General features: G+C 37.4%; 23 protein-coding genes and 1 other RNA gene. 1 reads left to right on the top strand and 23 read right to left on the bottom strand.

Features of this window, described 5'->3' with window-relative positions; genetic code table 11:
• Positions 1-52: 52 nt before the first annotated feature.
• From rsmA to dnaX, 18 genes are all read right to left on the bottom strand, one after another.
• Entirely contained in the window at positions 53-946 is an 894-nt protein-coding gene (gene rsmA, locus V6S17_RS00230) for a 16S rRNA (adenine(1518)-N(6)/adenine(1519)-N(6))-dimethyltransferase RsmA (protein ID WP_029091290.1), read from the bottom strand.
• Positions 943-1,506 (bottom strand): ribonuclease M5, encoded by a 564-nt coding sequence (gene rnmV / locus V6S17_RS00225; RefSeq protein WP_029091291.1) that lies wholly within the window; start codon positions 1,504-1,506, stop codon positions 943-945. The genes rsmA and rnmV overlap by 4 nt, the downstream gene beginning before the upstream one ends.
• A gap of 106 nt (positions 1,507-1,612) precedes the next feature.
• On the bottom strand, positions 1,613-2,602 hold the full coding sequence (locus V6S17_RS00220) for a G5 and 3D domain-containing protein (protein ID WP_051457444.1): 990 nt from the start codon (positions 2,600-2,602) through the stop codon (positions 1,613-1,615).
• Positions 2,603-2,954: 352 nt separating this feature from the next.
• Positions 2,955-3,731: a TatD family hydrolase gene (locus V6S17_RS00215; protein ID WP_029091292.1), complete on the bottom strand. Its 777-nt coding sequence runs from the start codon at positions 3,729-3,731 to the stop codon at positions 2,955-2,957.
• 141 nt (positions 3,732-3,872) lie between these two features.
• Complete coding sequence (gene metG, locus V6S17_RS00210) at positions 3,873-5,867, bottom strand: methionine--tRNA ligase (RefSeq protein WP_029091293.1); 1,995 nt, start codon at positions 5,865-5,867, stop codon at positions 3,873-3,875.
• Positions 5,868-6,020: 153 nt separating this feature from the next.
• Positions 6,021-6,920: a 16S rRNA (cytidine(1402)-2'-O)-methyltransferase gene (gene rsmI, locus V6S17_RS00205; protein WP_029091294.1), complete on the bottom strand. Its 900-nt coding sequence runs from the start codon at positions 6,918-6,920 to the stop codon at positions 6,021-6,023.
• Position 6,921: 1 nt separating this feature from the next.
• Entirely contained in the window at positions 6,922-7,191 is a 270-nt protein-coding gene (locus V6S17_RS00200) for a GIY-YIG nuclease family protein (protein ID WP_029091295.1), read from the bottom strand.
• The gene (locus V6S17_RS00195; RefSeq protein ID WP_029091296.1) at positions 7,178-7,912 is read right to left on the bottom strand and encodes a tRNA1(Val) (adenine(37)-N6)-methyltransferase; all 735 of its coding nucleotides are present in this window, start codon (positions 7,910-7,912) and stop codon (positions 7,178-7,180) included. Before V6S17_RS00195 ends, V6S17_RS00200 begins: the two co-directional genes overlap by 14 nt.
• An 83-nt stretch (positions 7,913-7,995) precedes the next feature.
• Positions 7,996-8,364 (bottom strand): initiation-control protein YabA, encoded by a 369-nt coding sequence (locus V6S17_RS00190; RefSeq protein ID WP_029091297.1) that lies wholly within the window; start codon positions 8,362-8,364, stop codon positions 7,996-7,998.
• A 17-nt stretch (positions 8,365-8,381) separates the two neighbouring features.
• Positions 8,382-9,197, bottom strand: a complete 816-nt coding sequence (locus V6S17_RS00185; RefSeq protein ID WP_029091298.1) for a PSP1 domain-containing protein — start codon at positions 9,195-9,197, stop codon at positions 8,382-8,384.
• Positions 9,198-9,208: 11 nt separating this feature from the next.
• Positions 9,209-10,201, bottom strand: coding sequence for a DNA polymerase III subunit delta' (holB, locus tag V6S17_RS00180; protein WP_096699497.1), 993 nt, complete (start codon positions 10,199-10,201; stop codon positions 9,209-9,211).
• Positions 10,202-10,431: 230 nt separating this feature from the next.
• Entirely contained in the window at positions 10,432-11,910 is a 1,479-nt protein-coding gene (locus tag V6S17_RS00175) for a peptide MFS transporter (RefSeq protein WP_029091300.1), read from the bottom strand.
• A gap of 73 nt (positions 11,911-11,983) precedes the next feature.
• A complete protein-coding gene (locus V6S17_RS00170; protein ID WP_029091301.1) occupies positions 11,984-12,313 on the bottom strand; it encodes a cyclic-di-AMP receptor in 330 nt (109 codons plus the stop codon).
• Position 12,314: 1 nt separating this feature from the next.
• The gene (gene tmk / locus V6S17_RS00165; RefSeq protein ID WP_029091302.1) at positions 12,315-12,977 is read right to left on the bottom strand and encodes a dTMP kinase; all 663 of its coding nucleotides are present in this window, start codon (positions 12,975-12,977) and stop codon (positions 12,315-12,317) included.
• A 233-nt stretch (positions 12,978-13,210) separates the two neighbouring features.
• Positions 13,211-13,453 carry a DUF2508 family protein gene (locus V6S17_RS00160; RefSeq protein WP_029091303.1) on the bottom strand — a complete coding sequence of 81 codons (243 nt, stop codon included), beginning with the start codon at positions 13,451-13,453 and terminating at the stop codon, positions 13,211-13,213.
• Positions 13,454-13,474: 21 nt separating this feature from the next.
• A complete protein-coding gene (gene recR, locus V6S17_RS00155; protein WP_029091304.1) occupies positions 13,475-14,071 on the bottom strand; it encodes a recombination mediator RecR in 597 nt (198 codons plus the stop codon).
• 91 nt (positions 14,072-14,162) lie between these two features.
• Positions 14,163-14,483 (bottom strand): YbaB/EbfC family nucleoid-associated protein, encoded by a 321-nt coding sequence (locus tag V6S17_RS00150; RefSeq protein ID WP_029091305.1) that lies wholly within the window; start codon positions 14,481-14,483, stop codon positions 14,163-14,165.
• A gap of 16 nt (positions 14,484-14,499) precedes the next feature.
• Entirely contained in the window at positions 14,500-16,284 is a 1,785-nt protein-coding gene (gene dnaX / locus V6S17_RS00145; RefSeq protein ID WP_029091306.1) for a DNA polymerase III subunit gamma/tau, read from the bottom strand.
• 464 nt (positions 16,285-16,748) lie between these two features.
• Between dnaX and V6S17_RS00140 the strand changes: the two genes are divergently transcribed.
• Positions 16,749-17,183, top strand: coding sequence for a helix-turn-helix domain-containing protein (locus V6S17_RS00140; RefSeq protein WP_069124563.1), 435 nt, complete (start codon positions 16,749-16,751; stop codon positions 17,181-17,183).
• 200 nt (positions 17,184-17,383) lie between these two features.
• Here the strand turns inward: V6S17_RS00140 and ffs are convergent.
• The 5 genes from ffs to V6S17_RS00115 all read right to left on the bottom strand — a co-directional run bounded on the left by ffs (position 17,384) and on the right by V6S17_RS00115 (position 23,596).
• Positions 17,384-17,648: signal recognition particle sRNA large type (gene ffs, locus V6S17_RS00135), an RNA gene on the bottom strand.
• Positions 17,649-17,705: 57 nt separating this feature from the next.
• Entirely contained in the window at positions 17,706-19,460 is a 1,755-nt protein-coding gene (cydC, locus tag V6S17_RS00130) for a thiol reductant ABC exporter subunit CydC (RefSeq protein ID WP_029091307.1), read from the bottom strand.
• A 2-nt stretch (positions 19,461-19,462) separates the two neighbouring features.
• Complete coding sequence (gene cydD / locus V6S17_RS00125; RefSeq protein WP_029091308.1) at positions 19,463-21,175, bottom strand: thiol reductant ABC exporter subunit CydD; 1,713 nt, start codon at positions 21,173-21,175, stop codon at positions 19,463-19,465.
• Entirely contained in the window at positions 21,175-22,188 is a 1,014-nt protein-coding gene (gene cydB, locus V6S17_RS00120; RefSeq protein ID WP_029091309.1) for a cytochrome d ubiquinol oxidase subunit II, read from the bottom strand. Before cydB ends, cydD begins: the two co-directional genes overlap by 1 nt.
• Positions 22,178-23,596, bottom strand: coding sequence for a cytochrome ubiquinol oxidase subunit I (locus V6S17_RS00115; protein ID WP_029091310.1), 1,419 nt, complete (start codon positions 23,594-23,596; stop codon positions 22,178-22,180). The genes cydB and V6S17_RS00115 overlap by 11 nt, the downstream gene beginning before the upstream one ends.
• Positions 23,597-23,903: the final 307 nt, after the last annotated feature.

Raw genomic sequence — 23,903 nt, 5'->3', positions numbered from 1 at the left:
TTTTATTCTTTTTCATCAAAAACAGAACGCTAAAAGGCTTGCTGTCAGTATTCTAGTTCTCAGGATTTTGAACATATTTTTTCAAAATGTTAGATAAATTAGCGAAATCTTGAATAGATAATGTCTCACCACGTTGAATAAGAGCAATATCATATGTTGCTAATTCTGCTTCGAAAGTTTCTTTTTGCTCCTTCAATTGCGGATAACTTGATGTTAAATTATTCCACAGTGTTTTACGACGTTGTTGGAACGAAGCGCGTGTTACAGTGAAGAAAAATTCTTCATCGTCCACTTGTGCCACTGGCTGTTCGTGACGTCGTAAATGCACCACGGCTGACTCAACATTAGGCTGCGGCATAAAAACCGTCTTAGGGACTATCAGAGCCACTTCAGCGGTCATATAATATTGAATAGCGATCGATAAGCTACCATAAGCTTTTGTTCCAGGTTTTGCTGAAATACGATCCGCCACTTCTTTTTGTAGCATGATAGTAAATGAATCAATACGCGGTACTTTTAATAATCCCAAAATAATGGGGGTTGTAACATAGTACGGCAAATTAGCGACAACATCTACTCCGCCTTCAGCTGGAAGATACTCATCAATCAATGCAGAAACATCTGCTTTTAAAACATCTTGATGATGAATATGTACATTATCATAAGCTGACAACGTATCATCTAAGATTGGCAGTAAACGCTGATCAATTTCAAAAGCCAATACACGGTGTGCATGTCGTGCTAATATCTCTGTAAGAGCACCGATACCTGGTCCAACCTCCATCACATTCGAGTTTTCGTCGATGCCAGCAGCGTCTACAATGTTAAGTAACACATTCGTATCAACAATAAAGTTTTGACCTAAGCTTTTTTTAAACATAAAATCATATTTTTGTAGAATTTCTTTTGTTCTTGTTGGTGTTGCAATTGCTAATTGTCGTGTCATTTTAGTCGTCCCTTCTCTATTTCTGCTAATGCGGCTTCAAATTGTTCACGCGTAATATGAAACATTCGCAGTCTGTTCATTAATTGTTTACCATTTGTATAACCTATTTTCAAAACATCACCTAAAATCGCGCGTTTCTCTTTAGAACCTGGCCCACCCAAATAACCTAGAGCGATCAATTCTTCTTGCGTTATTTCTGACGTGAATGCCTCGTTATCGGTCGTGTAAACATTCGCTAAAGCTTCCCTGATAACGTCGTCTGATGCATGTTCTACACCTAAACTAGCACCTGCTCGTTTTGATTGAGCTGCCCCGCGCTCAATAAAAGCATGTTTACAGCCAGGAACATATCGGTCGATGGTTTGACGAATTTTATTCCCCGGAAAATCAGGATCCGTTAAAACAATAACCCCTCTTATTTCCTGGGCTTTCTTTATACGTTCTAGCGTTTTTTTTGATATTGCTGAACCATTTGTCTCGATTGTATCTGCCGCAACAGCTCGATGTATCGCTATTGTATCATCCTTGCCTTCTACTACGATAATTTCTTTAATTTTCATAGAAACCGTCCTTCACTTCATTTAATCTCTTACTTATATTACCACAACAGAAAAAAGCTGCCTACTCTCGTTAATTAAAACGTTAGAGTAAACAGCTTAAAATGTTTTAGTTAAGGACATGAATTGTTAATGCACGACGACCAAACGAAATAGCTTCACTATGCGAAGCAACGTATACGTCGATAATGTTACCGTTGATTGCACCACCAGTATCACCAGCAATGTATTCACCATAACCATCAATTAACACACGACTGCCTAATGGAATAACTGAGGGATCTACAGCAATAACTTTTGAGTTATCGTTAAGATTAATACCCGTCGCTGTTATGCCACCGCCTGTATAAGCTGTTGCTTCTACTTGCATCGTACGACCACTTGTTGCAGCTGCTGGAGCTTCTGCTTTTGTTTCTACAATCTCTTCAGTTGAAGTTGCAGCTTGAGTTGTTTTCTCTTCTTTTTCAGCAACTGGTTTTTCTGTTTTTGTAGCAACGACTTCTTTTGTTTCTTTCACTTTCGTACCTACTAATACAATTTTATCAACTGGTTCTTGAACAGTTGTTTCAGATATTTTTTTAGTTGATTGAACTGTGTTGTTAGCAACAACAGTTTCATATGTCATTTCTTTTTTACCTTGTTCGCCTTTTTGAGCGACTTTAGTTTTACCTTCAGCTAGAGAATCATCTTCTTTTTCAACAGTTTTAAAACGAATGTTTTTGTTTTTAACCGTTTCGTTAGTCGCTGTTAAAACAACACTCATATCATTTTCTAATACTGTGCTAAGCGGCATTGGTAATTCATCAGTTGTAGGTACTGTAACCTTAGCTAATTTCATTGCTGCTTCTAGCGTACTACCTTTAATCGCTGAAAAAGTTATTTTGTTTCCTTTTGAATCGATAACATCAACTTTAACAATTTCTGATACTAGTGCACCTGGTTTAATTACAGGAGCTTTAGCCTGAGTTGTTGTTGTTGACGCATGAACCGTCATCACGGATTTATTTGTTGTTGAAATAATACTCGAACTCGCTATCAATACGGCAATCAACGCTACGCTAATTGACCAGTGGGGCAAAATTTGTTTTAAGACTTTCATTTTTTTTGCTCCCCCTTTCTACTTCACATAGTATAGATGGAGTGACCTCTCAATTGCAACCGCCCAAATAAAAGGAAGCTTTAAAAAAAGAAACACACTCTTAATCGTTGTTTTATAGGGGTTTTAGCGCAAAACAGCTCTCTAACACAATCTAAATATTGCAAAATGTTGCAAATGTATCAAAAACGCCAAAAAGCCCACTAAATCAGCACTCATTCGATTTAGCAGGCTTTTTTTATTAGTTTATATGTTATTAGTGTTACAAGTATGTAACACTTTTCACATACTTTCTCTTAAACAGCTGTTTTCATCACTGATATAAAGTATTCTACTACCCATCGTTTGTGAATTTTCATTGATTTTCATTAATTCTAAATAAGGAAAGAGCATTTTCAGTTGTTTTTTCAGCTATTTCACTGTAATCTACACCCCTTAATTGAGCAACTTCTTCAGCAACTAGCTGAACATAAGCGGGTTCATTTCGTTTGCCACGATGGGGAGTTGGTGCTAAATAAGGACAATCTGTTTCAACTAATAAACGATCAATAGGTACTTTTTGAGCCGCGATTTTAGGCAATTTCGCATTTTTAAAAGTAACTGTGCCCCCAATACCAATATGGAAATCTAGCTTAAGAACCTCAGCTAGAACATCTTCTGTCTCGCCAAAACAGTGCATAATACCACCTACTTTTTCAGCATGCTCTTTTTTTAAAATCGTCAAAGTATCCGCTGTTGCTTCACGATTATGAATAACAATAGGTTTATTCATTTCATGAGCTAAGCGAATTTGTTGACGAAAAACATCTTTTTGAACAGCTTCTGGAGCTGTGTCCCAATGATAGTCAAGCCCCATTTCTCCCAGTGCAACCATCTTGGGATGTGAACAAAGTTCTCTTAACCATTGTAAATGCTCAGGTTTAAAATCATTTGCATCACAAGGATGCCAACCTAAAATAAGGTAAACGAATGAATAACGATCCGCTAATTCTAAAGCACGTTTAATGGTCTCTTCATTAAATCCTACAACGGCCATATATTTTACATCATGTTGTTTAGCGTTCTCTAAAACACTTTCCAGGTCATCATTGTATGCTTCGTCATTAATATGTACATGTGTATCAAATAACATCTATTCTTCCTCCTCAATTTAAAAAAAGACGAGGATATTACATCCTCATCCCCGTCAGAGACAGGGATAATTCTACCCTCGTCTTTATTCGTTTGTATAACGTGCTGACTGCTCTTTTTTCTTCAGTCATATAATTTATCCTTATTTGATTAAAGACCCGTTAGGCAGTTCAGAATTAGCTTCAATGACGCGTAATCTGCCATCATGTTCGCCAGACAAAATCATGCCCTCTGATAATTTACCACGCAATTTAACTGGTTTAAGGTTCGCTACAATGGTAACTTTCTTGCCAATTAAATCTTCCGGTTTATAATATTCTGCAATCCCTGAGATAACTTGGCGTAATTTACCTTCGCCTGCATCTAATTGGAAGCAAAGGAGTTTATCTGTTCCTTTAACTTTTTCTACCTCTATAACTTCAGCAACACGCAATTCCATTTTACGGAAATCATCAATTGTAATTTCAGGTAAATGTTCTACTTCAACCGCTGCTGCCTCTGTTTTTTCAACTTGGCCGCCACCCATTTGTGACACGATGAATTTAACTTCTTCTTCTGTATCTAAACGAGGGAACATCGGTACTGCCTTTTCAATGACTCTAGTTCCTGCAGGTATCGCTGAAAAACCCTCAACAGTTGACCAATCATTCAATCCAGTTGCATCCAAACCTAATTGTTCAAACATTTTTTTCGGTGCCTCCGTCAAGAACGGCTGTAACATCACTGCTGTAATGCGCAATGACTCAGCTAAATGAGACATAACACTTGCAAGTTCATGACGTTTTTCTTCATCACGCGCCAACGCCCAAGGTGCTGTTTCATCAATATATTTGTTCGTACGACGCACAAAACCCCAAAGTTCGCTTAAAGCCACTGAAAATTGGAAACCGTCCATGGCACTGTCAAATTTGATTGTCATTTCATCCTTAAAATTAACGAGCGATTCATCAAATTCAGTAACATTTGCTTCGTACGCTGGTATTTCACCGTCAAAATATTTATTGATCATTGAAATCGAACGGTTCAATAAATTACCAAGGTCGTTTGATAAGTCAAAGTTTGAGCGATCAATGAAATCTTCAGGTGTAAAAATACCATCTGATCCAAAAGGTACTTCACGTAATAGATAGTAACGTAATGCATCTAAACCATAACGATCAATCAAAACTTCGGGATCAACGACATTACCTTTAGATTTAGACATTTTACCGTCCTTCATCAATAACCAGCCGTGTGCAAATACTTGTTTTGGCAATGGTAAGTCCAACGCCATTAATATAATTGGCCAATAAATTGTGTGGAAACGTACAATTTCTTTCCCAACTATTTGTACGTTAGCTGGCCAGTATTTATCAAATTTCGCAGGATTATCACTATCGTATCCTAATGCCGTGATATAGTTAGCCAACGCATCAATCCACACGTAGATGACATGTTTATGATCGCTCGGCACTTTAATACCCCAATCAAATGTTGTACGTGAAACGGCTAAATCTTCAAGACCTGGTTTGATAAAGTTATTAATCATTTCATTTTTACGTGATTCTGGTTGGATAAAATCCGGATGTTCATCATAATATTTTAATAGACGATCAGCATATTCGCTGACGCGGAAAAAGTAAGATTCTTCCTTTACTAGTTCCACAGGATGCCCACTATCTGGACTTTTCGCCTTGATAATATTGTCGTCCGCATCGCGTTCAACATCAACCAATTGCGTTTCTGTGTAAAACGTTTCATCTGGAATACTGTACCAACCTTCATATTGGTCTAAATATATATCACCTTGTTTTAATAAACGGTCAAAAATAGCTGCAACTGTTTTTTTATGACGATCTTCAGTTGTTCGGATGAAATCATCATTTGAAATATCTAATTTTTTCCATAATTTTTGGATACCTTCTGCCATTGTATCAACATAAGCTTGTGGCGTTACATTAAGTTCATCTGATTTTTGTTGAATTTTTTGACCATGTTCGTCAACTCCCGTAAGATAAAACACATCAAAACCTTTTAAGCGTTTGTATCGTGCAATTGCATCTCCCGCAACTGTCGTGTATGCATGTCCGATATGTAAACGGCCACTTGGATAATAAATCGGTGTCGTTAAATAAAATGGTTTCTTTTCGATTGGCAAATGAAGCCCTCCTCATGATAATCATTACTTTCCCAGGAATTTCTATATTTTCCTCAGACTATTTATAACATTATAGCATTTCATACTTCAATAAACATTTTAATAGAAGAAAAAAATAAAATTATAGCAAAATACACCCGTAATTTTCATTCTTTAGAGACCAAGCGAGCTAGTTTCACTTTCATCTATATCGTGATATTCCGCGTATACTTCACGTTTAGCGATGCCTCGTAATACTGCAACTTCTTTAATGGCTTGCTTTGACGTTAAGTTTTGTTGCGCCATTATTTCTTCGACGTGTTCTTTTAGGCTAAGGTGATCAAACGTGATAACATCTTCATCAACCACATGATTATTACCAGCAACTACAATCACAAACTCGCCACGTATCTCCGATGTTTTGGCCCACTCAATGATTTCTTCAATCGTGCCACGAATAAACTCTTCATATCGCTTAGTCAACTCACGACAAAGTGTTATTTGGCGATTTCCCATCCCTTTATAAAGAGCATTTAATGTCTCTTTCAAACGATGCGGTGACTCATAAAAAAGCAAAGTTTCTGGTTTTTTAGCTAATTTCTCAATTTCTTCTTGGCGTTCCTTTTTAGAGCGTGAGATAAAGCCATAAAATAGAAAAGGTTGTGGCGTAATTCCTGAAGAAATCAAAGCTGTTAACGCCGCATTTGCCCCTGGCAACGGCACAACAGTTATTCCAACAGCTGTCGCTGCTAGTACCAACTCATGTCCAGGATCTGAAATAGATGGCATGCCTGCATCGCTCACTTGTGCAATATTTTCACCTACAAGTAAACGTTGAACTAATTCATCGCCACGTGTACGTTTATTATGTTCATGATAACTGACCATGGGTGTTTTAATTTCAAAATGATTAAGTAGTTTAATCGTATTACGTGTATCTTCCGCAGCGATTGCATCTACTTCTTTTAGTATTTTAATTGCACGAAATGTCATATCTTCTAAATTACCAATCGGTGTTGGCACAAGGTACAACTTCCCCGCATCAGACGGCTGAAAACTTTGTTGCGTTTGCATGTTAACTCTCCTCTACTTTTTTGCTTTTTAGATAACGTTCCTTCGCCAGACGCGATTGTTTTTTAAAGGCATACTCCGCCTTCATCGCTAATGAACGATTCTCAAATACTTCGTGATGGATTAATTCTACAGGGCGACGAGTGAATGTATACTTACAACCAAAACCGCGATTATGTTCGGCCTCTCGCCTCACAATATCAGTTGTGTAACCACCATAATAAGTATTATCTGCACACATCAACACATAAAAATAATGTTTAGTTTGTTCCATATAGCCATTCCTTGATTTGTTTTGTATAGCCATCTGCTTCATGAACAAAGATAGGCGGTTCAAAGATGACACCGGGTTTCCCATCCTTAATCGCTTCAACTAAAATAGTATTCGCTGCTTTATCAGGCGTTGGATGTACCCATTGAATGCGCTTTGGTTCTAAGCGGTAACGGCGCATTAAATCAATAATTTCAATCAAACGTTCTGGACGATGAACCATGCCTACTTTACCATTTTGTTTAGTTAATGAACTCGCTGTACGCACTACATCTTCCAGCGTACACATCACTTCATGTCGCGCGATTGTATGATGTTCATTCTTGTTTTTTTCACCTGCAGGAGGTGTTGAAAAGTAAGGCGGATTGACAGTCACGTAACTATAACTTTCATTATCGAACTGTTGAGTCGCCTCGCGTAAATCACCTTCATAGATATGAATACGCTGTGAGAGTTCATTATATTCAACTGACCTCTGGGCCATGTCTGCTAAACGGGGTTGTATTTCAAGCGCGTCAATGGTGACCTTTGTTTTTGAACTAAGCAATAATGGGATAACACCATTACCACTACATAAATCCATTATTTTCCCTTTACTATAGGGAATACGACAAAAATTAGCTAGCAAAACTGCATCCAATGAGAATGAAAAAACACTGGGACTTTGAATAATACGCAATGATTGCGCCAATAGATGATCAAGACGTTCATCTGTTTTTAAAATTACTTCCACTCTTACTCCTCCTTGATACGATAACGCTGTTATGCAAAAAAAGAGCCTCCTATTTTAACGGCGACTCTTTGAAATTATTGATTTTTATGTCCTAAAAAACCGAGACAAAACAAGCAGTCTTCACCATTTGTACGGGGACTTCCAAAGTGCACATTGCAAATATGAAAGCCTTCTTTATACAATTGCATAAGATTATCATGCCCTGCTGATTGATCAGGCGTTACTGTTTGCGTTGTTTCTGACACTTTATCGCCACCATCTTCGGCCGGCACATCCTGCTGTTGATTTAGCGCCTCACGTAAATGTGTATTTTCGATAGTTAAGCGATTGTTTTCTTCCAAAACAATTTGTAAATTATCTTTTAAGCCACTCAATTGACCATATAGATCACCAATCTGTTCTTCCATGTTTGTCACAGAATCAAAAAAAGCTTTTTTATCCATACAACATCCGCCCTTTACTAACCTTTTATACTCTTCATTTCAATTAATTCTTCTAATGAATATTCAACTACTCCAGCATTATCTTCTAATTTAACTTGCACAATACGCTGTAACATATTTAAGCCTGTTACTCGCCCTTTTCCTGCAGCAGTAACCAATTTACGCCCAACATCAGGCATCGCTTTTTTAGCTTCTTCATATGTATCGTTCTCATATTTTAAGCAACACATCAATCGACCACAAAGACCAGATATTTTCGTTGGATTTAACGATAAATTTTGATCCTTCGCCATCTTGATTGATACGGGTTCAAAATCACCTAAAAAGGTAGAGCAACAAAGCATTCGTCCACAAGGGCCGATTCCACCTAATAATTTGGCTTCATCACGAACACCAATCTGTCTCAACTCAATACGCGTTCTAAAAACAGCGGCTAAATCCTTAACAAGTTGTCTAAAATCGATACGACCTTCTGCTGTAAAATAAAAAATCATTCGATGTCGATCAAATGCAATTTCAACATCTACTAATTGCATATCTAATTTTCTTTTTTTGATGCGTTCTTTTGCAAGAACAACAGCTTCTTTCTCACGTGATTCATTTTCAATCACTTTATCAATATCTGCTGGCGTTGCTTTTCGCATCACCTTTTGCAGTGGTAAAACAACATCTTCTTCATCCATTTCACGTTTGGTAAAAACAACTTTACCAAATTCCAAACCATGAGAGTTTTCAACGATGACCGCATCACCCTCTTTTAGCGGTTTGTACGGTGGCTCAAAATAATATATTTTACCAACAGGCTTAAAACGAATGCCTACGACCTCTATCATTTAGTTCCCTCCTAATTTTTTATTGCTACAAAGGTCAACACAAGCTCTTCCATTGCTAATTGTGCGCCTACATTTGCTTCTATTCGTTTCTTTGCAGTTAAAATCTGTTCAATCTCATAAGTGGTTGTGAGTAATTTTGTATTCAATGCGTCTTGCTTCAACATCTTTTCTTGCTGCATACAAATCAGCGGTTGTTCACTCACCAATTGTAGATGCAATTTATCTTCATACAACGCAAGCAATAAATCTAAACCCAACTGCGTGTTATTTTTTTCTTTAAAATGACCTATCCAATCTGTTTGAATATAAATCAACGCCATTGGATCGGCAACCCTCAGATACCCATAAAGTTGAACCACATGTTTACGCGCTTCAACAAACCATTCGTCTTGGGCCATCTCGATTGCTTCAGAACTACTCTGAGTTAAATGTGCAACAACTCGACCACGTGCTTCTGATATACCTTGCGTTTCTAATTCACGCACTAAAACCTCCGTTGCAAGTGGCTGAAACGTCAATAATTGGCAACGTGATTGAATAGTAGGTAATAAACGTTGAACAGCTGTTGTCAAAAAAACAATCAAAACTTCAGCTTCTGGTTCTTCAATAAATTTTAACAGGCTATTCGCTGACTTCGCAGTCATTTTTTCAGCCTGATCAATGATAATTATTTTTTTATCTGATTCCATACCTCGTTTAACAAAGGCTTGGCGTAAATCTTTAATTTGTTGTGTTTTTATCGAGGCACCATCTGGTTCAACAAAGTGAACATCTGGATGATTACTTTCTTCAATCCGTCGACAGTTTACACACTTATTACATACCCTATTTTCAGGTGAAGCTTGCATACAAAATTGTGCTTTTGTTAACCAAGAAGCAACTTCGCGTTTCCCAATTCCTCGTGCTCCTTCAAATATGTAAGCATGACCCAGTCGATTTTCAGTGATACTTTGGGTAAGTATACGCATCACAACAGGTTGTCTTTTTAGATATTCAGCTTGCATGTTCACGTATACCTTCTCCTTTTATTGAAAATCATCTTCTCTTATTATACAACTTAAACGGCTCTTTAGCACTCATTAGATAGCTAGACTATTATATTTAGTTACCAAAATTGTCTTTTTTTCTAAGAATCTCTTCATTAGAGTAGCTTTTGCTTGCGTATAAATACTTTTAAAAAACAAAAAAGTCGTGAAATATAATCTATTTCACGACTTTTTATTATGAGCTGCTATTATTTAACACCCTTCATTAACTTAAGTAATTGCGGTGTAACCATAAACATAATTAAACCAACAATAACAGCAATTATTCCGAGTGTACCGAAATATTGAACTTCAATGTCCGGTGTAAATATTTGACCAATTTGAGCATTAATACCTTGTGCCATAGCATTAGATAAGAACCACACACCCATTGTTTGTGCAGCAAATGCTCGTGGTGCTAATTGTGTTGTAACACCTAAACCGACTGGTGATAAACATAGTTCTCCGACAGTTACCAGAAGGAAACTTAAAATAAGCCAGATTGGACTTGCAGTGTGTTCTGCAGTGCCACCAATAAGACCGGGAATCATCATGATTAAAAATGAAAATCCAGCAAACAGTAACCCTAGAGAGAACTTACGTGGTGTAGACGGTTGACGCTTACCTAATTTTGTCCATATCAGAGCAAAAACAGGCGATAAGAAGATAATAAAGAGCGGGTTAAACGACTGATAAAACGCTGGTGAAATTTCAAAATTAAACAACGTTTGTGAAACACGTTTATTTGCAAACACAGCGAGTACGCTTGAACCTTGTTCTTGAATCATCCAAAACATTACAGAAGTTAGGAATAATGGAATATAAGCCAATAAACGCGATCGCTCTTCTGTGTTTGTTTTTTTGCTTCGCAACATCACTACAAAGTAAAGAATTGGTAACAAAATCGCTACAAAACTAATAAAATTGATAACATTTCCAACGATTAGTGTTCCTGTTAGATAACCAACCAATGCGATGATTAATAAACCACCTAAAATCGATCCGAAGAGTAATGTAACTTTACCACGCTCTTCTTTTGCAATTGGATTTGGTACGTTTTTCCCTGCATCACCTAAAAATTTATTTTGAGTGATTACAAAGAAAATTAAACCTAGAGCCATACCAACAGCAGCTATTAAGAAACCAACATGGAAACTTATTTTCATTAATGAACCTGTAACATACGGCGCAAGGAAACCACCAAGGTTAATTCCCATGTAGAAAATACTGAAACCACCTGCGCGTCTCGCATCTTCGGGTGAATATAAATCCCCAATCATCGAGGACACGTTAGGTTTTAACAACCCTGTACCAATAGCTAGAAACACCATTGAACTGAATAATCCCGTAACACCTGCATTAGGTAATGATAGTACAACATGTCCTACCATGATAAGAATACCACCATAGAAAACAGCTTTTCTTGTACCAAATACGCGATCGGCTAACCAACCACCTAAAACACCCGTCATATAGATTAACGAACCGTAAATTGACATCAGCGCAATTGACAACGATTCATCAAGACCTAATCCACCTTTAGAAATTGAATAGTACATATAGTAGATTAAAATCGCACGCATACCGTAGTATGAAAAACGTTCCCATAGTTCGGTAAAGAAGAGCGTAGACAGCCCTTTAGGGTGTCCGAAAAATCCTGTATCTGTGTTTTTCTGGTCTACTGACATTTTTTAAAACATTCCTCTCGTAATTAACAAAGATATTTGTTAGTGCTTGTTAGAGGTTTTTTTCTGTCCTAGATTAGAAGCGATAAAAATGATCTACTGGTAAGATGAACACTGTTGCGCCACCCACTTGTACTTCAACTGGATAAGGTACATAAGTGTCGACGGTTACGCTTAGTGATGCCACAGGAGAAATAGCTTGTTCTCTTGCTTTACAATTTTCTTTGATTATTTCTAAGACGTCGTCCACTTTTTCATCTTCTGTACCAATAATAAATGTTGTGTTTCCGGCTTTCAAGAAGCCCCCTGTTGTCGCCAACTTAGTAGTACGAAATTTAGCTTTCATTAACTTAGTTTGCAGTTTTCCACTATCTTGGTCCTGTACAATTGCTAAAATTAATTTCATTTTAAATTCCTCCTTTTAAAGTTCTGAATATGTCGGGAAAGCGCTGTTTTAGCGTCTGAATAATTGCCTCTGTTACTTCTTCAACTGCTTGATTTGCATTAATCACAACGATTCGTTCTGGAAAACGTTCAATCACTTGACGATATCCTTCAACAACAGTTTCATGGAACTCTTTTTTCTCAAGATCCAATCGATTAATTTCACGATCTTTATTTGCATAAATACGTTCAAACCCAACCTCAATAGGCACATCGAGATAAAAAGTTACTTGTGGCATCAAATCAGCTATTGCAAACTGATTCATTTCCCAAACATTATCAACACCAATATTTCTACCATACCCTTGATAAGCAAGCGAACTATCTACAAAACGATCGCAAACAACTACTTTACCATCAGTTAAGGCCGGCATCACTTTCTCCACTAGATGCTGACGTCTTGACGCTGCATATAACAACGCTTCAGTTCGCGCATCCATCATCGTGTGTGAGACATCCAATATGACATCACGAATTTTTTCAGCAATCGCTATACCTCCTGGCTCACGCGTTAGAACTATCGATTTTTCAACCTCTTTTTCTAAGCGTTCGACTAACAATTTGGCAACGGTTGTTTTTCCAGATCCCTCTGGTCCCTCTAGTGTCATGAAAAAACCTTTTGTCATAATGATTACCCCATTCAATAATTATTTCTGTGAAAATCGGATGATCATCGCTTCTTATAACATCTAAAAACCTCATTTTAAATATTATATTAACCCATTATATCGCAAATCAGCATAGATTTCACATTTTTTTATAGCAAATACTACTATTTTTTATTTAGATATACACAAAACAGCTATATGGAAACTAGTACAGTCTCATGAGAACGCTTTATATGATGCCTAGAGATTCCTTAATATTGAAAACGTCTCATATACTTGGGACTACTTGCAAGGTTTTGATAACGCACTTCTCGCAATACAAAATAGTACATCGCTTTCGTGCGTTGTTCATTAAAAGCAACAGCATTATTCGTATCGTCACTTAATTGATATAAATGTTCCGCTAACTTCCAATTGTCATGTGTTTGCTTAGAAAGTTGTAATAATTTTTCATCGTACTCTTTGTGTAGCTTACGTTTTTTATTCTTAGCCATTTTTATGACTCCTTTAATTGTTTATAATTCACGGCGACCTTCCATTGCTTTTGAAAGTGTCACTTCATCAGCGTACTCCAAATCTCCACCCATAGGTAGACCATGAGCAATCCTTGTCACTGAAATACCTGAAGGCTTAATCAATCGTGAAATATACATTGACGTTGCTTCACCTTCAACATTTGGATTCGTTGCTAAAATAACCTCTTTGACCTCATCGTTTTGCAATCTTTTAAGTAATTGAGGGACATTTATATCCTCGGGTCCAATACCATCCATCGGGCTGATTGTACCGTGCAACACGTGATATAATCCACCAAAATCGCGCATTTTTTCCATTGCAATAACATCCTGCGGTGTTTCAACAACACAAATTAAACTGCGGTCACGTGTTTTATCTTCACAAATATAACATGGATCGGTATCTGTGATATGTCCACATACTGAACAAAAACCAAGGTCACGCTTTGCTTTAATAAGCGCTTGCGCAAAATCTAGCACGTCATCTTCTTTCATATCAAGTACAAAAAAAGCAAGACGTGACGCTGTTTTAGGACCGATTCCTGGTAATTTAGAAAAACTATCCATCAATTTCGTAATTGGTTCTGGGTAATGCATGCCTGTCAGTCCTTTATAATTGAATTATTATTAAAAAAGACACCTTTCGTCAATTCTAACAAAAGGTGTGTTTGTATTGATTTTTAAACGGTTACATCAATCCTGGGATATTCATACCACTTGTATATTTGCCCATTGTTTCAGCTGTTTGTGTTTCTACTTTTTTAAGCGCTTCGTTTGTAGCTGTTAAGATAAGATCTTGTAACATTTCGATATCTTCTGGATCAACAACGTCTTCATCTAAAACAACGCTTTGTACCATTTTATTTCCAGCAACAGTTACTTTAACAACACCGCCGCCTGCTGTTCCTTCAAAAAGTGTTACTTCTAACTCCTCTTGTGCTTTAGCCATTTCTTTTTGCATTTTTTGCATTTTCTTCATCATACCTTGCATATTTCCCATTCCACGCATAATTAGCGCCTCCTTATTAATCTTCTTTTATTTCAACAAGTTCTTCTCCAAACAATGCCACTGCTTGTGCCACTGCGGGACTAACATTGGTTGTTACTGGTGTCTCCATACTGTCAATTGCATCTGTTGTTTCTGATGTATTCGTTGAATCGGTTGAGTCTGTTGATTTTCTTTTCGCTATAAAATTAGAGCGAATTGATTCCCACGCTTCCTCTGGCACACCAACAATGTTAAGTTGTTGTTGAGTTAGTCGTAGCACATGGGCCTTAACATCCTCTACAAATGTCGCATTTCCCATTGCCATTTGACAATGAATGTCGTATTTAAATTTGATAACAAACGACTGATCAGATGCTGCAACTGGTTCTGCTTCAGCCAATAATGCTGCTTGTGATTTCATCAACATATTAAGAATATCCGACCAATTTTGACGAATCAATCCTAGTTGATCACTTGTTGCATTATCCAACACGTTATGGATTGCATTTGTTTCAACCTTTGCCCGACGACCTGATGAATGTGCAGAGCGACCGCCAGAACGAGCTGGTTTAACTGCTGGTTGATTGCCTTGAGCAGGCTCTCTACTCGACAAATCACTAATTTGACTTTGCATTTGTTTAATTTGTTGTTGGAGCGCTTCAATTATACCATGCGACACCTCAGAATCGGTATTAGTTACCTCTGCATTTGTAGGTGTTTTTATCGCTGTCCCAATCGACTCTTGCGACATATTGACTAACGTCACTTCCAAATATATTTGAGGATGATTAGAGAATCGCATTTGTTGTTGTGCCTCATTTAATTGCGCTACATAACGATAAATCAATGCCGTTTCAACGTGTTCGGCAACTTCTTTAAAAGCTTCATCAATTGTTACACGTTCAAAGGTTTCTGTAAATTCCGGTGCTTGTTTGTACAACATAACATCACGGTAATACAGCAATAAATCTTCTACCAAACGCGTAGCATCTTTACCTTCATTCAAGAGGTGCAACAACGTTTTCACTGCACCTTGAGCATCACCACTAGCAACAGCAGATACCATGCTAGTTAATAATTGTTGTGATGAGGCACCTGTAATCATCAATGCATTTTCCACAAGAATTTCGGCTGGATTATAGGCAATTGTTTGATCTAACAGACTAAGCGCATCACGCATACCACCTTCTGCAGCACGCCCAATAATTTGTAATGCTTCTTCTTCATAAGTAATTTTTTCAGTATCTAAAATAAATTGCATGCGCCCCACAATATCAGCAGTAGTGATACGTTTAAAGTCAAAGCGTTGACAACGTGAGATAATCGTTAATGGTAATTTATGTGGTTCTGTTGTTGCTAAAATAAATATAACATTTGATGGGGGCTCTTCTAATGTTTTTAACAAAGCATTAAATGCACCTGTTGATAACATATGAACCTCATCAATAATATAAATTTTATATTTCACACGCGTAGGCGCATATTTCACCTTGTCGCGAATGTCACGAATTTCATCTACACCATTATTTGATGCCGCATCAATTTCTAAGACATCATCGAGCGTGCCATTTGTAATTGATTGACAGACATCACAAGTGTTACATGGTTCCATCGCTTCAGTTTTATGTTCACAGTTAATTGCCTTAGCAAAAACTTTAGCGACACTTGTTTTACCTGTTCCTCGTGGACCAGAGAAAAGATAGGCATGCGACGTTTTATTTTGCAAAATAGCATTTTGTAGCGTATGCGTGATGTGTTGTTGCCCTACAACATCTGCAAATGTTTGCGAACGCCACACACGATACATAGCACGATAGCTCATCATCAAGAACTCCCTTTGTTTACTTCATATCTTATATTATACAACATAAAGTCGCCACTTTGCTACTATTCCAATAACGGTTTTCTTCAATCAAAAACAGGTTTTATCTAACATAAAATAACTTACAACTCTTTTTTAGACGCAAAAAAAGCCAATCGTTTGGCAAAACGATTGGCCCTGTAAAAAGGGAGAAACATTAGAAATTAACCACTGAAGCAATTTGGCATTTGCTTAAGCTATAATTTAACGATAACATTATTTTATTCAAAAATAAACTAAAATACGACAGGATATTTCGATTTTTTTCGATAATATGTCTATAATATTAAAAATCCACACATTTAAATTAAAAAAACCACTTAACTTATACTTAGAGAATCAGTCTTCAACTAGCGGTTGCTATCTTTTAAACCTTCTCTTCGTTAAGATATAAGTAAGTAAAAATAAAACAGGGAGGATTAGTTATGGAAACTTCAGATAAGCTACGTGAACTTCGCAAAAGAGCCTGTTTATCTCAAACAGAACTCGCAAAAAAAATAAATGTCACAACCCAAGCTGTTTCTAAATGGGAGTGTGGTAAAAGTTACCCTGACTTGTTTAACTTAATTACACTAAGCAATATGTATGATGTGTCTTTAGATGAATTGATTAAATCAGATATTAAACTACAAGAAAAACTTACGGATACGTTTAATTTCAAAAGGATGTTCATCATCTTATTGATAGCATTGCTGTCAACACTACTCCTAATCTATATTGGAAGTAGCATAATCTCGTTAGTTTCCAATAAAACGATTACTACTATCAATTGGCTGTTTGCTGGGATAACTTATCTGTTTATTACAATTTACTTTTTCGTTATTCTAAAAGGTCGGAAAATTGCTTTCACAAAAAAATAATTCCCTCGGAAATAATACTATTAAACGCCTTTTGAAAACTCAATAAAATAATTCTCTGTATAATCGTTTTGGAAAATGCCTTGAGACCTAGCTCTGAATATAGATGGCGTAATTTCTTTACAGTCTAAAAAGGCTCTGACAGCAAATTGCTGTCAGAGCCTTTTTTTATATTATGATGGTTCATCAACTTTTATAATAAGTCGTGCACCTCTCATCGAACGCAATAAAAACACGTTACACAAGCAGTTAACTCCACTCAGGCTACCCCACGGCACATGAATTGATCCACTTAATGCTGCTTCCTTCCGGACCTGACATGGTTCATGGAGATTCATTGCGTAAGACCCGAGCCTCAACATCACTTACTTCTGGCTGCTATCCCTATTAACGTCCTCCCAAGAGGAATTCAATCTCGCTAAGCGGATTGCGAGTTACAGGATACCGCTAACATCCCATCTAGCACGATATACATATTTTACCTATTATTTAACAAAAGCGCAAGTATTAACTATAAATAATAGCTCAACGTTCAAAATCAAAAGATGGTTTATCTAATTGATACAATCTTTGATAACGTTCATTTGTCGCTAAAAGCTGATTATGTTTACCTTCTAGCTCAATTGAGCCATTTTCTAAAAAGATAATATTGTCCATTTTTTCTACACCGATTAAGTGATGAGTCACCCAGATAACTGTTTTATTTTTTAATGTTTCAAACATTGTAGCTAACAATTCTTTTTCTGTAATTGGATCTAAGCCGATAGTGGGTTCATCTAAAATAACGATTGGTGTCTCCTGTAAGAGTACTCGCGCTAAAGCAATACGTTGGCGCTCGCCACCAGAAAAACGCTCACCAGCCTCTTGCATTTGCGTCTTATAACCATTAGGCAGCTGACTAATAAGATCATCAAGTCCTACTTGCTTAGCAACAGCTCGAATCTCTTCTGACTTCGCAGTCATTTTCCCCATTCGAATGTTATTTTCGACGGTTGTATCAAATAAATAAGCTTTTTGGTTTAATACGCCCATCAAATCTGACCCATGAACACCCACTGTCGCCAAATTAATATCACCATATGTTACAAAACCTGAATCAGCTTGAAGCACTCCTTGCAGTAATTGTAACAATGTTGATTTACCCGTGCCAGAACGACCAATAATCGCCCATTTTTCGCCGGGCTGAATCGTTAAACTTAGATTATTAATTACCTTCGCTGCACTGCCAGGATACTGATACCCTAACCGTTCAACTTTTAATGGCGCCATTTCAGGAAAAATCATCGTTTTTTCTGCTTCTTTCCCTTCAGCCTCCCAGTTTGGTAAGCTGTTATCTTCCATTGCATGTAGACGTTGTACAGAGGCCACATAGCTGGTTCGTTCACTTATTGCACTTGCTACCGGCATAAAGACTTCTCCTAGCGATAACAACGCTAAGGCAAAGGCAGCGACAAGCGTCGGTGAAAAGACACCTAAACCAACTTGCTCATTCGACCACCAAATAATCAAAACCACACCAATACCGATGATTAACTGACTTAAAAAATCACGATAGGCTGTAAAACGGTTTTTACGATTTTCTATTACTAATAGTTCTTCTTCTAATAAATCATATTTTTTCACAAACACTTGTGACTGTCCGCTAAATATCCAATCGCTCATCCCTAAAATAGCATCTGCAAACTTATTGTAAAGTTGCCCACGACCAGCCTTTAACTGTTCGTTTTTGGCACCGACATACAACATCGAAAGCAATGGACCCACAAATACGAGTAAACCAATTAAGCAACCTAGTAAAATCGCGAATGGAATCGACCAAGCACCTATCGCCACAATCACAATCGCATAAATTATCAGTGATACCACTGCAGGAAAGAGTGTTTTTAAATAATAATCTTGCAAGTGTTCAATGTCATTCGATAAGGCTCCTAACATGTCACCTGTTTTAAATCGTTTGCGAATAAACAATGCTTGTGGTTCAATCACGCGATACAATCGGCTACGCATTTCTGCTAAAATCTTCAAAATTAAGTTATGACTCGTTAGACGTTCAGTATAACGCGATACCGAACGTCCTATTCCAAATGCCCGTACGGCAACTGTTGGTACATACACCATTAAAATTGATTCGGGTTGCGTAGCTGACTTTGTAATTAAATAACCTGAGACATACATTAACGCTCCCGATAAGATAAAGGTCAGTGTTCCCAAGGTTAGCACTCCGATGAACATCCGACGGTATTTTTTTACATAAGGGCGAATCCAACTATCTTGTAACATCTTTATGCTCCTAACTGGGCTTGTACCAACTGATAGTACGTCCCTTTTTTAGCAAATAATTCATGAGGAAGACCTTGCTCAACCACTTGCCCTTTATCAAGGACGATAACCCAATCCATTTCATTCATCCAATGTAACCTATGTGTTGCTAATACCACCAGCTTATTTTCAAACAATGGCAGCATCGTCTCTTTTAACTCTGATTCTGTTTCGATATCTAAATGCGCTGTCGGCTCATCAAGTAACATCACCGGACGTTCCTCGATATAAGCACGTGCAAGTGCTACACGTTGTTCTTGACCACCACTCATTTGACGACCACTTTCACCAACGAAAGCATCAAGACCAAACTCTAGACTATCAATCAAGTCATTTAAACCTGCACGTTCTGCCGCTTCAATAACTTCAGCTTCAGTGGCTGTCGGACGATAAAAACGAATGTTTTCACGCAACGATAAATTAAAGATATACGGATGTTGTGGTATAAATGTCACTTGTTCTCGCCAAGCAGTTTGTGCCAAACTACTTATATCTTGTTTATTCACCTGTATATCACCTGCTTGCGCTTCTAAAAAACCGCCTAATAAACTAACAAATGTCGACTTTCCTGAACCACTAGCACCTATAACACCGATGTTGCACACTCCAGAAAGCTCTATTTTTTTATCAATACGTAATCTTTCACGCTCTTCTTCACCTTTAATTACAACACCGTTAAGTATTAACTCACTGTCTGTTGACCATTCTTTTATAGTTGAACTTGTTTCATGTGAAACAGGTATATCCAACACTTCTTGTAATGCTTTACCAGCCTCCTGACCATCGAGTGAGGCGTGGAAATCCGTTCCAATTTCACGCACAGGCAAAAAGAATTCTGGCGCTAAAATCAATGAGAGTAACGCAGGGTAAAGCATCATTGTGCCATCAATTAGCTGCACACCTAAAAAGACAGCAATTGTTGCAACACCTAACATCGTGAAAAAATCTAGAGCAAATGAAGATAAGAATGCCACCCGTAGAGTTGACATCGTTGACTTACGATAGTTTTCACTCACAAAGGCTATTTGTTTTTCATGTCGACGGCTAATCCCCAGATAACGTAATGTTTCAATTCCTCTTAAAGAATCTACGAAGTGGTTGCTTAATTTTTCATACGATTCCCATTTGGCATCCGCATTTTTTTGTGCAGCCCAACCTAACAAAATCATAAAACAAATTAAAATAACAAACGTCACGCCTAAAACAATCGCTGATTTCAAATCAACAAACAGCATGTAAATACCAATCATCAACGGAATAACTGCCATACTGGAAAATTTAGGGATAAACAACTCTAAATAACGACGGAACTTGGCAACCCCCTCCATCATCAGCGTAACAGTCTGCCCACTCCCCATCTGACTTAAAAAACCTGAGCCTAATTGAAATAACTTTTCAATGACAGCTTCACGATAAGCGGTCCCTGTCTTAGCAGCAAAAAGATAAGCAATGCGGCTTTTGACAGCTGTTATCAAATAACGTACAGCGATCATTATCAGAAATCCTAGCAACTGTCCTCTCACTTCTTGAAATGAATGTCCCGCAAACAAATCGCTTAAGGAACCTGCTAAGTAAATCGCCTGCATAATAATGGAAAAACCTTGAATAATCGACAAGATCATCAAGGCTACCATCACTATTTTGAAGCCTTTATATTTAAAAAGACTTTTATCCATTAATAAATGTGTTCATCTTCTTGAGTGATACGTTTGCGGAAAACGTAATAACTCCAAATTGTGTAACCAAGAACGAATGGCAACAATGTAATAGCTACAATTGTCATTACTTTTAACGAATAGTTACCACTTGATGCATTGGAAATTGTTAAGTTAAATGCTTCACCTAAACTGCTGACCATTACACGTGGGAACAATGAAACAAAAATCAGTGAAATTGTTCCGGCAATACCGAGACCAGAGAAAGTAAATGATAATTTTTCAGAACCTTTAAGTGTGAATAATAACGATAAGGCATAACTCACAACAATAAATCCAATTGTAATCAATACGCCTACAAGGTTATGGCTAAAAATATCAGTGTATTTCATTGAAAGAAGTACAAAGACTACGAGCGAAACCAATACACCTAAACCTACTTTCACAGCTAAGTTACGCGCACGTTCACGCATGCTGTGGTCAACACGCAATGTAATGTATAACAAACCATGATAGAAGCATAACAACATTAAAGTGATACCGCCCCAAACAGAGTAAACATTAATATAATCTGTAAAGCCAGCATACATGTTCATTTCTGCATCAATCGGCATACCTTTTAACATACTTGTAAACAAAACACCGAACAACAGTGGAATAAGTGTACTTGAAATGAAGATGACCCAGTCCCATGTCGGTGTCCATTTTGGATGATCGTGCTTACGACGGAACTCAAAGGATACACCTCGACCAATCAGCAACATTAAAACGGCAAATAGCGGTAGATAGTAACCACTGAACATTGTCGCATACCAGTTCGGGAAAGCCGCAAACAGTGCGCCCCCAGCAGTAATCAACCAAACTTCATTGGCATCCCAGAAAGGTCCAATTGTTGAAACAAGCATTGTACGCTCTTTTTCATCCTTTGCTAAAAAACGCATACTCATACCCACACCAAAATCAAATCCTTCAAGGAAGAAGAATCCGATAAACAGCACAGCAACTAAGAGGAACCAAAATTCATTAAGACTCATGTTTGTAACCTCCTTCTTCAAATGGATCTACTGTTTCTTTATCTTGATGCTCTTCATCATGATAAGGTCCTGCTTTAATTGTTTTCACCATCAAGAAGACAAGAACTGCCGCCAAAATAGCAAAAATAGCAATAAAGAGAATCGTTGAGAATAAAATACTTCCTGCAGAAACGTTAGGTGATACCGCATTCGCAGTTGTTTGATAGCCAAATACAACCCACGGCTGACGACCAATCTCTGTCATTACCCAGCCGAATGAATTCGCTAAGAATGGTAATGCAATCACAGGCGCTAATAATTTCAAATAAAGCGTGCTGCTTTCTAACTTACGTCTCCAGTCTAGGAATAAACCAAGCGCAGCCATAAATAACATTGCCATGCCTGAAAATACCATCCCTCTGAAACTCCAATATGTTGTTTTAACTGGCGGAATATAGTTCATATTCTCACCTGCCACACTTGCATATTTCTTTTCATACTTCGCTTGCAATGTTTTCATTCCCTCGACGCTACCGCTAAACTTCGAATACGAAAGATAACTTAGCGCATAAGGTATTTCAAGATCAAAATCATTTTTTTGTTCCTTAACATTAATATTAGCAATCAATGACCACGCTGCTGGGTCAGCCGAATCTTCCCATAACCCTTCAGCTGCAGCCATTTTCATTGGTTGTGTTTTTACAAGGTGCTGACCTTGCCAATGCCCACTAAATGCAACACCAAGTGCTCCTACCAATGCAACAATCAAAGCAATACGTAATGATGGTTTATAGAATTCCATGTGTCGTTTTTTCGCCATTTGGAAACCACTGACACCTGCGATAAAGAAAGCACCTGTACAAAGCGCACCGAAAATAACGTGTGGAAATTCCACCATCAATTGCGGATTTGTTAATAACGCGGCAAAATCATTCATTTCTGCACGACCATTAACCATTTGGAAACCTACAGGTTCTTGCATGAACGAGTTGGCTGCTAAAATCCAGAAAGCTGATAAAATAGTTCCAAGTGCCACTAACCAAATACTCATCAAATGAACTTTAGGTGATAAACGATCACGTCCAAAGATCCAAATACCAATAAATGTTGATTCCATAAAGAATGCTAAGAGTGCTTCAATCGCTAAAGGCGCACCAAAAACATCCCCTACAAAACGAGAGTAATCAGACCAGTTCATCCCAAACTGGAACTCTTGTATAATACCGGTAACAACACCCACAGCAAAATTGAGCAAGAATAAATGCCCCCAGAATATCGCCATTTTACGATAGACTGGTTTTTTCTTAAATACGTGTAATGTTTCCATCAATGCAACCATGAATACAAGACCAATACTTAATGGAACAAATAGAAAGTGAAAGATTGTAGTTGATGCAAATTGAAAACGTGCTAATAGTAACTGATCCATTTTTTCTCCTCCGAACCTATTAAATTTCATATATAAATACATACTAAAATGCCATACCTCAACAATAGAACATATCACTTCATTTAGGATAAGACTTTAGACCTATATTTGTGAACGAATTGCATCTAAATAACATCTATTTCTTGTCTAACCGACACAATTTACTTAATAACTGTGCAAAACATCAAAAAAATGTTTTTTTTAGCTAAAATATGACTTGTTGAGGCCTTTTTATAATTCCCTTTTCCAACTATTAATAACCGGTAATTTATGATTGATTATTCATAAATTTCTATCTTTGACAATT

Origin of the sequence: Brochothrix thermosphacta DSM 20171 = FSL F6-1036 (genome assembly GCF_036884295.1) — a bacterium.
GTDB classification, from domain to species: Bacteria; Bacillota; Bacilli; order Lactobacillales; family Listeriaceae; genus Brochothrix; species Brochothrix thermosphacta.
This window is presented reverse-complemented; position numbering and strand designations above follow the sequence as displayed.

Excerpts from the sequence above, each read along its gene's own strand:
- cydC (WP_029091307.1), bottom strand. The coding sequence starts at position 19,460 with ATGTTACAAGATAGTTGGATTCGCCCTTATGTAAAAAAATACCGTCGG.
- dnaX (WP_029091306.1), bottom strand. The coding sequence starts at position 16,284 with ATGAGCTATCGTGCTATGTATCGTGTGTGGCGTTCGCAAACATTTGCA.
- V6S17_RS00170 (WP_029091301.1), bottom strand. The coding sequence starts at position 12,313 with ATGAAATTAATTTTAGCAATTGTACAGGACCAAGATAGTGGAAAACTG.
- V6S17_RS00150 (WP_029091305.1), bottom strand. The coding sequence starts at position 14,483 with ATGCGTGGAATGGGAAATATGCAAGGTATGATGAAGAAAATGCAAAAA.
- cydB (WP_029091309.1), bottom strand. The coding sequence starts at position 22,188 with ATGAGTCTTAATGAATTTTGGTTCCTCTTAGTTGCTGTGCTGTTTATC.
- rsmA (WP_029091290.1), bottom strand. The coding sequence starts at position 946 with ATGACACGACAATTAGCAATTGCAACACCAACAAGAACAAAAGAAATT.
- rsmI (WP_029091294.1), bottom strand. The coding sequence starts at position 6,920 with ATGCAAACGCAACAAAGTTTTCAGCCGTCTGATGCGGGGAAGTTGTAC.
- V6S17_RS00190 (WP_029091297.1), bottom strand. The coding sequence starts at position 8,364 with ATGGATAAAAAAGCTTTTTTTGATTCTGTGACAAACATGGAAGAACAG.
- V6S17_RS00200 (WP_029091295.1), bottom strand. The coding sequence starts at position 7,191 with ATGGAACAAACTAAACATTATTTTTATGTGTTGATGTGTGCAGATAAT.
- V6S17_RS00215 (WP_029091292.1), bottom strand. The coding sequence starts at position 3,731 with ATGTTATTTGATACACATGTACATATTAATGACGAAGCATACAATGAT.
- holB (WP_096699497.1), bottom strand. The coding sequence starts at position 10,201 with ATGCAAGCTGAATATCTAAAAAGACAACCTGTTGTGATGCGTATACTT.
- V6S17_RS00175 (WP_029091300.1), bottom strand. The coding sequence starts at position 11,910 with ATGTCAGTAGACCAGAAAAACACAGATACAGGATTTTTCGGACACCCT.
- rnmV (WP_029091291.1), bottom strand. The coding sequence starts at position 1,506 with ATGAAAATTAAAGAAATTATCGTAGTAGAAGGCAAGGATGATACAATA.
- cydD (WP_029091308.1), bottom strand. The coding sequence starts at position 21,175 with ATGGATAAAAGTCTTTTTAAATATAAAGGCTTCAAAATAGTGATGGTA.
- recR (WP_029091304.1), bottom strand. The coding sequence starts at position 14,071 with ATGCATTACCCAGAACCAATTACGAAATTGATGGATAGTTTTTCTAAA.
- V6S17_RS00140 (WP_069124563.1), top strand. The coding sequence starts at position 16,749 with ATGGAAACTTCAGATAAGCTACGTGAACTTCGCAAAAGAGCCTGTTTA.
- V6S17_RS00220 (WP_051457444.1), bottom strand. The coding sequence starts at position 2,602 with ATGAAAGTCTTAAAACAAATTTTGCCCCACTGGTCAATTAGCGTAGCG.
- V6S17_RS00115 (WP_029091310.1), bottom strand. The coding sequence starts at position 23,596 with ATGGATCAGTTACTATTAGCACGTTTTCAATTTGCATCAACTACAATC.
- tmk (WP_029091302.1), bottom strand. The coding sequence starts at position 12,977 with ATGACAAAAGGTTTTTTCATGACACTAGAGGGACCAGAGGGATCTGGA.
- V6S17_RS00185 (WP_029091298.1), bottom strand. The coding sequence starts at position 9,197 with ATGATAGAGGTCGTAGGCATTCGTTTTAAGCCTGTTGGTAAAATATAT.
- V6S17_RS00160 (WP_029091303.1), bottom strand. The coding sequence starts at position 13,453 with ATGGCTAAGAATAAAAAACGTAAGCTACACAAAGAGTACGATGAAAAA.